Raw genomic sequence first — 11,949 nt, forward strand, 5'->3', positions numbered from 1 at the left:
TTTTATAAATAAAGTAACGGAATTCATGAAATTAATGTCATATTCCTTAAATTAGTGGTAATAAAATGCTACATAAAGTTAAATTATATCGGACTAAATATACATAGTATAAATAATGAAAATGAGGTGTTATCGCATATGTTAAATTCATTTGATGCAGCATATCACAGTCTTTGTGAGGAAGTTTTAGAAATAGGAAATACACGAAATGATCGGACGAACACAGGTACGATTTCGAAATTTGGACATCAACTTCGCTTTGACTTATCTAAAGGATTTCCACTTTTAACAACAAAGAAAGTTTCTTTTAAATTAGTAGCAACCGAATTATTATGGTTCATTAAAGGAGATACAAACATCCAATACTTATTAAAGTATAATAATAATATTTGGAACGAATGGGCTTTTGAAAATTATATCAAATCAAACGAATATAAAGGTCCTGATATGACAGATTTCGGACATCGTGCATTGAGCGACCCTGAATTTAATGAACAATATAAAGAACAAATGAACCAGTTTAAGCAACGCATTCTTGAAGATGATACTTTTGCGAAGCAATTCGGTGATTTAGGTAACGTTTATGGAAAGCAATGGAGAGATTGGGTTGATAAAGATGGCAATCATTTTGATCAACTTAAAACAGTAATTGAACAAATTAAACATAATCCAGATTCAAGACGACACATCGTATCTGCATGGAATCCAACAGAAATCGACACAATGGCACTTCCGCCTTGTCATACAATGTTCCAATTTTATGTCCAAGGTGGTAAGCTAAGTTGCCAGTTGTACCAACGTAGTGCAGATATCTTTTTAGGTGTGCCATTTAATATCGCAAGCTATGCTTTATTAACACACCTTATTGCCAAAGAATGTGGACTCGAAGTAGGAGAATTTGTGCATACATTTGGAGATGCACATATTTATTCAAATCACATTGATGCAATTCAAACTCAATTAGCACGTGAAAGCTTCAATCCGCCGACATTAAAAATTAACAGTGACAAGTCTATTTTCGATATAAATTACGAAGATTTGGAAATTGTTGACTATGAATCACATCCAGCAATTAAAGCTCCAATAGCGGTGTAATCATTGCATAATTAACTAACCATCTAGACATCAAAATGTCATTGTAGTATTTTCAAGTGTTAAAATGTACTTTTTTGTGTTAAACGTTTTCATTAATTATGCAAAATCATTATTTCTATCACACTTTATGGTGAAAATTGTGTTAAATTAAAGGTAACTTAGTAGTAAAAAATGAAATGATAGAAGAAGGAGGATAATTATGACTTTATCCATTCTAGTTGCACATGATTTGCAACGTGTAATTGGTTTTGAAAATCAATTGCCCTGGCATTTACCAAACGATTTGAAACATGTCAAAAAATTATCAACTGGTCATACACTTGTCATGGGTCGAAGAACATTTGAATCTATCGGTCGACCGTTGCCAAATCGCCGTAATGTGGTTTTGACAACCGATACAAATTTTGCAGTTGATGGTGTTGATGTTATTCATTCAATTGATGAAATATACAATTTACCTGGGCATGTTTTTGTATTTGGGGGACAGACATTATTTGAAGAAATGATTGATAAAGTAGATGACATGTATATTACAGTCATTGAAGGTAAATTCCGTGGCGATACATTCTTTCCACCTTACACATTTGAAGATTGGGAAGTGGCTTCTTCAGATGAAGGCCAACTCGATGAAAAAAATACAATTCCACATACCTTCCTACATCTAATTCGAAAAAAATAAGGGGGAGAATCACATGACAAAACAGATTATTGTGACAGACTCAACATCCGATTTATCAAAAAAATATTTAGAACAACACAACATCCATGTAGTTCCTTTAAGTTTGACTATTGAAGGTGCATCATATGTTGACCAAGTCGATATTACATCTGAAGAATTCATAAATCATATTGAAAATGATGAAGATGTTAAAACAAGTCAACCTGCTATAGGTGAATTTATATCAATGTACGAAGAACTAGGAAAAGATGATGTAGAAATCATAAGTATTCATCTTTCTTCCGGTTTAAGTGGTACTTTTAATACAGCATTTCAAGCGAGTCAAATGGTAGATGCAAATGTAACGGTCATTGATTCTAAATCTATTTCATTTGGTTTAGGATATCAAATACAACATTTAGTTGAACTAATAAATAAAGATTTATCTACAGACGAAATTGTCGAAAAGCTAAATACTTTTAGAGAAAACATTAAATTATTCGTAGTTATTGGACAATTAAATCAATTAATTAAAGGTGGTAGAATCAGTAAAACTAAAGGTTTAATAGGTAATCTTATGAAAATTAAACCAATTGGTACACTCGATGATGGTCGCTTGGAGCTTGTGCACAATGCAAGAACTCAAAATTCTAGTATCCAATACTTGAAAAAGGAAATAGCTGAATTTATTGGTAATCATGAAATTAAATCCGTTGGTGTGGCTCATGCTAATGTCATTGAATATGTTGATAAATTAAAAAAAGTGTTTAGTGATGCATTCCCAATAAATAACTACGATATAAATGTAACTACACCTGTAATTTCAGCACATACAGGGCAGGGTGCTATTGGACTTGTAGTCCTTAAGCAGTAAATTTATCAATTTCAGTGTTAATTACTTCCATTTCAATCTTTTATAGACTAAATTTATAATTAGATAGATAAAGGAGGTAATTCATATGACAAAAGAATATGCAACATTAGCAGGAGGATGTTTCTGGTGCATGGTAAAGCCATTTACATCATATCCGGGCATCAAGTCAGTCGTATCTGGTTATAGTGGTGGTCACGTTGAAAACCCTACTTATGAACAGGTATGTACGAATCAAACCGGCCATGTCGAAGCAGTACAAATTACATTTGATCCAGAGGTTACTTCCTTTGAAAATATATTAGATATATATTTCAAAACATTTGATCCTACCGACGATCAAGGTCAGTTTTTCGATAGAGGCGAAAGCTATCAACCAGTGATCTTCTATCATGATGAACATCAGAAGAAAGCTGCTGAATTTAAAAAACAACAATTGAATGAAGAAGGTATTTTCAAGAAACCAGTGATTACACCTATTAAACCATATAAAAATTTCTATCCAGCTGAAGACTACCATCAAGATTACTACAAAAAGAACCCGGTACATTATTACCAGTATCAACGAGGTTCTGGTAGAAAGGCGTTTATAGAATCACATTGGGGGAATCAAAATGCTTAAAAAAGATAAAAGTGAATTAACAGATATTGAATACATTGTCACTCAAGAAAATGGCACTGAACCACCATTTATGAATGAGTACTGGAATCATTTTGCTAAAGGCATTTACGTAGATAAAATTTCTGGTAAACCATTATTTACTTCAGAAGAAAAATTTCATTCAGAATGCGGCTGGCCAAGTTTTTCAAAAGCTCTAGACGATGAAGAAATTATTGAATTAGTTGATAAATCATTTGGTATGTTAAGAACTGAAGTTCGTTCAGAAGAATCAAATAGCCATTTAGGACATGTATTCAATGACGGTCCAAAAGAAAGTGGCGGATTAAGATACTGCATCAATTCCGCTGCAATTCAATTTATTCCATATGACAAATTAGAAGAGTTGGGTTACGGCGATTTAATATCACATTTTGATAAGTAGGAGTGGAAAGTATGTTTAAAAAATTATTTGGTAAAGGCAAAGAAGTTAATAAAGATATAGCGATTTATGCACCATTAACAGGTGAATACGTAAAGATTGAAGATGTTCCAGACCCTGTTTTCGCGCAAAAAATGATGGGTGAAGGATTCGGCATTAATCCAACTGAGGGAGAAGTAGTATCTCCAATCTCAGGTCGTGTTGACAATGTCTTTCCAACTAAGCATGCTATTGGTTTAAAAGCTGATAACGGATTAGAATTATTAGTTCATATCGGTTTAGATACCGTTCAATTAGATGGTGAAGGCTTTGAAGTGCTAGTATCTAGTGGGGATGAGGTAAATGTTGGTGATCCATTAGTAAGATTTAATCTCGAATTCATTAATAAAAATGCTAAATCTGTAATCTCACCAATCATTATTACAAACTCTGATCAAGTAGCTTCTATCAATATTCACGATGAAAAAGCAGTCATCAAAGGCGAAACAAAAGTTATTGATGTGTCAATGAACTAATGAAAAATTATTCATTTTATCAATTTGTTATGACAGTTCGTGGTAGACACGATGATAAAGGTCGTCTTGCAGAAGAGATATTTGATGATCTTGCTTTTCCAAAACATGAAGATGATTTTAACACGTTATCTGACTATATTGAAACACATGGTGATTTTACATTACCAATGTCTGTATTTGATGATTTATATGAAGAATATACTGAATGGCTAAAATTTTAGCTAATTAAGGCAATTATAATTAGAACCAGGGTGATGCAACGCTATTATCCTGGTTTTAATTTGGATAAAAATAATTTCAAACTAGAAAATGTCAATTTATAATGAAATATCGTGCGCTATTCTGCAGAAATTGATATGATTAACTACACATATATGTAAAGTCCATAATTAAGGAAGTGATAAAATGGATGATAAGCGACATACATCTTCATCCAATGCTGTTCAGAGCGAGTCCGAACAGCAGAATAAACAGAATCAGCAAATTCCGAAGAAACAAGTTCACTTTAAACGTTGGCAATTTATATCCATTATTATTGCAACAATTTTAATTACAGCTATTATTACGGTATTTGCCTATATTTTTATTAATCAAAAAATAAGTGGTTTAAGTAAAACAGAACAAGAAAATTTAAACAAGATTGAATATGTTTATAAAACTTTAAATAAGGATTATTATAAAAAGCAAGATTCTGATAAGGTAACGAAAGCAGCAATTGATGGCATGGTTAAAGAACTTAAAGATCCTTACTCAGAATATTTAACGCAAGAACAAACGAAATCATTTAATGAAGGCGTATCAGGTGATTTTGTAGGTATCGGTGCAGAAATGCAAAAGAAAAATGATCAAATTATGGTTACAAGTCCTATGAAAGGTTCTCCAGCAGAACGTGCAGGTATACGTCCGAAAGATGTTATTACTAAAGTTAATGGCAAATCAATTAAAGGAAAAGCACTTGATGAAGTTGTCAAAGAAGTGAGAGGCAAAGAAAATACTGAAGTAACTTTAACTGTTCAACGTGGTAGTGAAGAAAAAGATGTAAAAATTAAACGTGAAAAAATTCATGTCAAAAGTGTTGAATATCAGAAAAAAAGTGACGTTGGTGTTATCACAATCAATAAATTCCAAAATGATACTTCAGGTGAATTAAAAGATGCAGTTCTTAAAGCGCATAAAGATGGATTAAGAAAAATTGTTTTAGATTTAAGAAATAATCCAGGTGGCTTATTAGATGAAGCTGTTAAAATGTCTAATATTTTTATTGATAAAGGTAAAACTGTAGTTAAACTTGAAAAAGGTAATGACACAGAATCAATTAAAACATCAAATGATGCTTTAAAAGAGGCTAAAGATATGGATGTTTCTATTTTAGTGAATGAAGGTTCAGCAAGTGCATCTGAAGTGTTTACTGGTGCGTTAAAAGATTATCATAAGGCAAAGGTATATGGTTCTAAGACATTTGGAAAAGGCATTGTTCAAACTACACGTGAGTTTGATGATGGCTCATTACTAAAATATACAGAGATGAAGTGGTTAACTCCAAATGGTCATTATATTCACGGTAAAGGTATTAAGCCAGATGTAGCTATAAATACACCGAAATATCAATCATTAAATGTTATTCCAAGTTCTAGAACATTTAAATTAGGCGATGATGATAAAAATGTTAAAACAATAAAAATCGGATTATCTGCATTAGGCTATAATGTAGGTAACGAATCGTCTAAATTTGATACTGATTTAGAAAATCAAGTTAAAGCGTTCCAACAAGATAATAAAGTTGAAGTAAACGGTGAATTTAATAAAGAAACAAATAATAAATTTACAGAATTATTAGTTGAAAAAGCTAATAAACATGATGATGTTCTAGACAAATTACTTAAACTACTTAAATAATTTATGATAGAAATTTATAGAAAATATTATAGTTAAATTACGATAACACACTTTCAGAAATGTTTTTAGTTACATTTTAGGAAGTGTGTTTTTTAAAAACAAAAATAAGTAAGTAAAAAATGCTTTCATTAGGTACCTGAGATATAAAGTGATGTCCTAGACTCTACAATTTTGCCAGAGAACGAATCCAAACATAGAGAATTTCAAAAACGAAATTCTACAGACAATTCAAGTTGGCGGGGCCCCAACACAAAAGCTGACAGAAAGTCAGGTTACTATAATGTGCAAGTTGGGGAGACAACAATAAAGAAATACTTTTTCTTTAGAAATTAGTATTTCTTATGCATGAGTTTTACTAATGTATTCCCTTTTTAAGTACACATCAGTTGTAGCTAATGCGTAAGAACCTCCTCTACATAATAAATCATTAGAGGTTTTTATCGTTTCTGTCCTACTCTCTTGTTGACGTTGGATAACAAAAGTTATAAATTAGACGTTCAGTATTAATAAAAGTCGGTAGAACATTTAAGAATCAAGACTGATATTATGTCATTTAAGGCAATTAATTGAAGTAAACATAATTATGGACAGTTGATTTCATGACCACTAACTACTTTGTTATTAGTATATGCTACTTTTATCGGCTACTATTGTCCCAATGTTTTATAATTACTGTTTTTCATGCATATTAAACGTTTAAAGTATCACGATAGTGTGTATGAATAACATGTGCAATAAAACGCATTTTAAATTTATTATACGAGGAGTGACGTACATGATTCGTCTGGGTAAAATGACAGATTTAGATCAAATTTTAAATCTTGTAGAAGAAGCGAAAGAAATTATGAAGGAACACGACAACGAACAATGGGACGATCAGTACCCACTTTTGGAACATTTCGAAGAAGATATTGCGAAAGACTACTTATATGTTTTAGAGGAAAATGACAAAATTTATGGCTTTATTGTTGTCGACCAAAATCAAGCAGAATGGTATGATGACATTGACTGGCCTGTAAATAGAGATGGTGCTTTTGTCATACATCGTTTAACTGGATCCAAAGATTATAAAGGTGCAGCAACAGAATTATTTAATTATGTGATTGATGTAGTAAAAGCACGTGGAGCTAACGTTATTTTAACAGATACATTTGCATTAAATAAGCCAGCACAAGGTTTGTTTGCTAAATTCGGTTTTCATAAGGTAGGGGAACAATTAATGGAATATCCGCCTTATGATAAAGGTGAGCCTTTTTATGCATATTATAAAAATTTAAAAGAATAGAGGTAATATTAATGACGAAAATCGCGTTTACCGGTGGTGGTACAGTTGGACATGTTTCAGTAAATTTAAGTTTAATTCCGACTGCATTATCCCAGGGTCATGAAGCGTTTTATATTGGTTCTAAAAATGGAATTGAAAGAGAAATGATTGAAACACAATTACCAGCAATTACGTATTATCCTATTTCGAGTGGTAAATTAAGAAGATACATTTCATTAGAAAATGCAAAAGATGTATTTAAAGTATTGAAAGGTATTTTAGATGCTCGTAAAGTTTTGAAAAAGGAAAAACCAGATTTATTATTTTCAAAAGGTGGTTTTGTATCAGTACCTGTTGTTATAGCAGCTAAATCTTTGAAAATACCAACAATTATTCATGAATCTGACTTAACACCTGGCTTAGCAAATAAGATTGCACTAAAATTTGCTAAGAAAATTTATACGACGTTTGAAGAAACGTTAAATTACTTACCAAAAGATAAAGCAGATTTCATAGGAGCTACAATTCGTGAAGATTTAAAAAGTGGTAGTGCTCACAAAGGTTACCAATTGACAGGTTTTAATAATAATAAAAAAGTACTACTCGTTATGGGTGGAAGTTTAGGTAGTAAAAAGCTAAATGAAATTATTAGAAAGAATTTAGACGCATTACTACAGCGATATCAAGTGATTCATTTAACTGGTAAAGGGTTAAATGATAATCAAGTAAAAAAATCTGGTTATGTACAATATGAATTTGTAAAGGAAGATTTAACAGATTTATTAGCTATTGCTGATACAGTTATAAGTAGAGCGGGTTCAAATGCCATTTATGAATTTTTAACATTACGAATACCTATGTTACTAGTGCCACTAGGTTTAGATCAATCACGTGGTGACCAAATTGATAATGCCAAACACTTTGCTGAAAAAGGTTATGCAAAGACAATTGAAGAAAATCAATTAACTGCGGAAAATTTATTAGAAGAATTAACTGTTATAGAAAAGGAAAGAACTCAAATCATCAATGACATGAAAGCTTATGAACAAAGTTATACTAAGGAAGCTTTATTTAATAAAATGATTAAAGATGCTTTGAATTAATGGGAGGTAGTGCTTTATGAGTCAATGGAAACGTATCTCTTTGCTCATTGTTTTTACTTTGGTTTTTGGAATCATCGCTTTTTTTCATGAATCAAGACTTGGAAAATGGATCGACAATGAAGTTTATGAATTTATTTATGCATCTGAGAGCTTCATAACGACATCTATTATGCTTGGTGCTACTAAAGTAGGTGAAGTATGGGCAATGTTATGTATTTCATTACTTCTTGTGGCGTATTTAATGTTAAAGCGCCATAAAATTGAAGCATTATTTTTCGCATTAACAATGGCTTTATCAGGAATTTTAAATCCAGCATTAAAAAATATATTTGATAGAGAGAGACCAACATTATTACGTTTAATTGACATAACAGGGTTTAGCTTCCCAAGTGGACATGCGATGGGTTCAACAGCATATTTTGGAAGTGGTATTTATATTTTAAATCGGTTTGGACATGGTAATTCAAAAGGTTTACTTATCGGATTATGTTCAGTGATGATTCTATTAATTTCAATATCCCGTGTTTATCTAGGTGTACATTACCCGACTGATATAATTGCCGGTATTATAGGTGGCGTATTTTGTATTATTTTATCAACGGTACTACTAAAAAATAAATTATTAAATTAAATATATATATGAACATAACAAAAGCAGTAAACCTAAAGTGTCGTAAGGGTTTACTGCTTTTATAAAACGTTGTTATAACGTATATTGTCTTTTACGGGCATATAAAAGGGGAATATCTGAAAATGACCAATCCAACATGAACGAAACGTTGTGGGGGGGATGTTCTATGTGGTATTGATAATCATTTTCAACTACTATTATACATTAGTGAGAATCATTGTCAATTAGAAACTAAAACTTTTTTGAGAAATTTTTTATCAAATGTAAATAAAGCCCTTTATAATGCAATTTTAAAGTATAAAAAATTTTAAAAATAATTATGGACTTGCACATACTAATTTACAGTATTTATTAAAATTTGTAGGATTAAACCGATGCTTATTCATTTATGGACCTGATTATGTTTAAGTCATTCATATTATGTGAAAATAGAAATATTAATGTTGCAGCTTAAAAGTTATTTTCACTACGCATTTTAGGTAACTTTCAGGATTAAATTTATAAAGCTCCTTTTATGATAGAGTTAGCATTAAAAATTGAAAATGTTTTAAAAAGTCAATGCTTAGTAGTCAAGTTAATAAATAATTAATGATTTAACTCTGAAAAATTCGAAACAGATTTATTGATTTGTGATAAAATTTAAATGTAAACAAACTAATTTGTAAAACAACTATTGTATGGAAAAATACAAAATTTAATATATATTACCTTATTAGAAAAAGTCGTAATATGAGGTGTACAAATGACGCAAATTTTAATAGTAGAAGATGAACAAAATTTAGCAAGATTTATCGAATTAGAACTCACACATGAAAATTACAATGTTGATACTGAATATGATGGACAAGATGGTTTAGACAAGGCACTTAGTCATTACTATGATTTAATTATTTTAGATTTAATGCTACCGTCGATAAATGGTTTAGAAATTTGCCGGAAAATAAGACAACATCAATCTACACCAATTATAATAATTACAGCTAAAAGTGATACTTATGATAAAGTAGCTGGTCTTGATTATGGGGCAGATGACTATATAGTTAAACCTTTTGATATAGAAGAACTTTTAGCTAGAATTCGTGCTATATTACGTCGACAACCACAAAAAGATATTATTGATGTTAATGGTATAACTATAGATAAAAATGCTTTTAAAGTTACTGTAAATGGCGCTGAAATAGATTTAACCAAGACGGAGTATGATTTATTATATTTACTTGCTGAAAATAAAAACCATGTTATGCAACGGGAACAAATTTTAAATCACGTTTGGGGTTATAACAGTGAAGTTGAAACAAATGTAGTAGACGTTTATATTAGATATTTACGTAATAAATTAAAGCCATATGATCGCGATAAAATGATTGAAACTGTACGTGGCGTAGGGTATGTGATACGATGACAAAACGAAAATTGCGCAATAACTGGATTATTGTCACAACGATGATTACTTTTGTTACCATTTTCTTATTCTGTTTGATTATAATATTTTTCTTGAAAGATACATTACATAATAGTGAACTTGACGATGCAGAGCGAAGTTCGAGTGATATAAACAATCTTTTTCATTCTAAGCCTGTTAAAGATATTTCCGCATTAGATTTGAATGCTTCATTAGGTAATTTTCAAGAAATTATTATATATGATGAACACAATAATAAATTATTTGAAACTTCAAATGATAATACAGTTCGAGTTGAACCTGGTTATGAACATAGATATTTTGACCGTGTAATTAAAAAAAATTATAAAGGTATAGATTATTTGATAATTAAAGAGCCTATTACGACTCAAGATTTTAAGGGATACAGTTTATTAATTCATTCCCTTGAAAATTACGATAACATTGTTAAATCATTATATATCATTGCACTAGCATTCGGTGTCATTGCAACAATTATTACAGCAACGATTAGTTATGTATTTTCAACGCAAATCACTAAACCACTTGTAAGCTTATCCAATAAAATGATTGAGATTAGACGCGATGGTTTTCAAAATAAGTTGCAATTAAACACAAATTATGAAGAAATTGATAATTTAGCAAACACATTTAACGAAATGATGAGTCAAATTGAAGAATCGTTTAATCAACAACGTCAATTTGTTGAAGATGCGTCTCATGAATTAAGAACACCACTTCAAATCATTCAAGGACATCTAAACTTAATTCAACGTTGGGGCAAAAAAGACCCAGCAATACTAGAGGAATCTTTAAATATTTCAATTGAAGAAATGAATCGTATTATCAAATTGGTAGAAGAATTGCTTGAACTCACAAAAGGTGATGTGAATGATATTTCATCAGAAACGCAAGTAGTTCATATTAATGATGAAATTCGTTCAAGAATTCATTCATTGAAACAATTACACCCAGATTATCAGTTTGAAACAGATCTTACTTCTAAAAACCTTGAAATTAAAATGAAACCTCATCAATTTGAACAACTATTTTTAATATTTATTGACAATGCTATTAAATATGATGTTAAAAATAAAAAAATCAAAGTAAAAACAAGATTAAAGAATAAGCAGAAGATTATCGAAATAACAGATCACGGTATTGGTATTCCTAAAGAAGATCAAGATTTCATTTTTGATCGTTTTTATCGTGTTGATAAGTCTAGGTCTAGAAGTCAAGGAGGTAATGGATTAGGTTTATCAATTGCGCAAAAAATCATACAGTTAAATGGTGGTACTATAAAAATCAAAAGTGAAATCAATAAAGGAACAACATTTAAAATCATTTTTTAATCATGTATGGAATATAAAACAATGTCCTAGAATCTACAATGTTATATTGGCTAGTAGTTGACTGAATGAAAATGCGTTTGTAACAAGCTTTTCCAATTCTAGACACAACATTGCATGGGACG

14 protein-coding genes are annotated in these 11,949 nt (G+C 30.6%); all 14 read left to right on the forward strand.

Translation table 11 applies throughout. The features are described from left to right. Window positions 1-138 precede the first annotated feature (138 nt). The 14 genes from CD116_RS06825 to arlS all read left to right on the forward strand — a co-directional run bounded on the left by CD116_RS06825 (window position 139) and on the right by arlS (window position 11,827). Window positions 139-1,095, forward strand: coding sequence for a thymidylate synthase (locus CD116_RS06825; RefSeq protein WP_047550740.1), 957 nt, complete (start codon window positions 139-141; stop codon window positions 1,093-1,095). Between the two features lie 199 nt (window positions 1,096-1,294). Beyond that, window positions 1,295-1,774 carry a dihydrofolate reductase gene (locus tag CD116_RS06830; protein ID WP_047529494.1) on the forward strand — a complete coding sequence of 160 codons (480 nt, stop codon included), beginning with the start codon at window positions 1,295-1,297 and terminating at the stop codon, window positions 1,772-1,774. A gap of 13 nt (window positions 1,775-1,787) precedes the next feature. Next, the gene (gene fakB2 / locus CD116_RS06835; protein WP_047550737.1) at window positions 1,788-2,627 is read left to right on the forward strand and encodes a fatty acid kinase binding subunit FakB2; all 840 of its coding nucleotides are present in this window, start codon (window positions 1,788-1,790) and stop codon (window positions 2,625-2,627) included. Window positions 2,628-2,712: 85 nt separating this feature from the next. Then, window positions 2,713-3,246 (forward strand): peptide-methionine (S)-S-oxide reductase MsrA, encoded by a 534-nt coding sequence (msrA, locus tag CD116_RS06840; RefSeq protein WP_031787038.1) that lies wholly within the window; start codon window positions 2,713-2,715, stop codon window positions 3,244-3,246. After that, window positions 3,239-3,667 (forward strand): peptide-methionine (R)-S-oxide reductase MsrB, encoded by a 429-nt coding sequence (gene msrB, locus CD116_RS06845; protein WP_047425507.1) that lies wholly within the window; start codon window positions 3,239-3,241, stop codon window positions 3,665-3,667. Before msrA ends, msrB begins: the two co-directional genes overlap by 8 nt. Window positions 3,668-3,678: 11 nt before the next feature. Next, window positions 3,679-4,179, forward strand: a complete 501-nt coding sequence (locus CD116_RS06850) for a PTS sugar transporter subunit IIA (RefSeq protein ID WP_047550734.1) — start codon at window positions 3,679-3,681, stop codon at window positions 4,177-4,179. After that, on the forward strand, window positions 4,179-4,400 hold the full coding sequence (locus CD116_RS06855) for a YozE family protein (protein WP_000801009.1): 222 nt from the start codon (window positions 4,179-4,181) through the stop codon (window positions 4,398-4,400). Before CD116_RS06850 ends, CD116_RS06855 begins: the two co-directional genes overlap by 1 nt. A 184-nt stretch (window positions 4,401-4,584) precedes the next feature. After that, window positions 4,585-6,075, forward strand: a complete 1,491-nt coding sequence (locus CD116_RS06860) for a S41 family peptidase (protein ID WP_047550731.1) — start codon at window positions 4,585-4,587, stop codon at window positions 6,073-6,075. 775 nt (window positions 6,076-6,850) lie between these two features. Next, entirely contained in the window at window positions 6,851-7,360 is a 510-nt protein-coding gene (locus tag CD116_RS06865; protein WP_047425497.1) for a GNAT family N-acetyltransferase, read from the forward strand. Between the two features lie 11 nt (window positions 7,361-7,371). Beyond that, the gene (locus tag CD116_RS06870; protein ID WP_047529503.1) at window positions 7,372-8,442 is read left to right on the forward strand and encodes an undecaprenyldiphospho-muramoylpentapeptide beta-N-acetylglucosaminyltransferase; all 1,071 of its coding nucleotides are present in this window, start codon (window positions 7,372-7,374) and stop codon (window positions 8,440-8,442) included. 16 nt (window positions 8,443-8,458) lie between these two features. Then, window positions 8,459-9,073: a phosphatase PAP2 family protein gene (locus CD116_RS06875; protein ID WP_047529505.1), complete on the forward strand. Its 615-nt coding sequence runs from the start codon at window positions 8,459-8,461 to the stop codon at window positions 9,071-9,073. 173 nt (window positions 9,074-9,246) lie between these two features. Further along, on the forward strand, window positions 9,247-9,384 hold the full coding sequence (locus CD116_RS13890) for a hypothetical protein (protein WP_224757356.1): 138 nt from the start codon (window positions 9,247-9,249) through the stop codon (window positions 9,382-9,384). 431 nt (window positions 9,385-9,815) lie between these two features. After that, window positions 9,816-10,475 carry a response regulator transcription factor ArlR gene (gene arlR, locus CD116_RS06880; protein WP_000192133.1) on the forward strand — a complete coding sequence of 220 codons (660 nt, stop codon included), beginning with the start codon at window positions 9,816-9,818 and terminating at the stop codon, window positions 10,473-10,475. After that, window positions 10,472-11,827: a sensor histidine kinase ArlS gene (gene arlS, locus CD116_RS06885; RefSeq protein ID WP_047447056.1), complete on the forward strand. Its 1,356-nt coding sequence runs from the start codon at window positions 10,472-10,474 to the stop codon at window positions 11,825-11,827. The genes arlR and arlS overlap by 4 nt, the downstream gene beginning before the upstream one ends. Window positions 11,828-11,949: the final 122 nt, after the last annotated feature.

The organism is Staphylococcus schweitzeri, from assembly GCF_002902405.1.
Lineage (GTDB): Bacteria > Bacillota > Bacilli > Staphylococcales > Staphylococcaceae > Staphylococcus > Staphylococcus schweitzeri.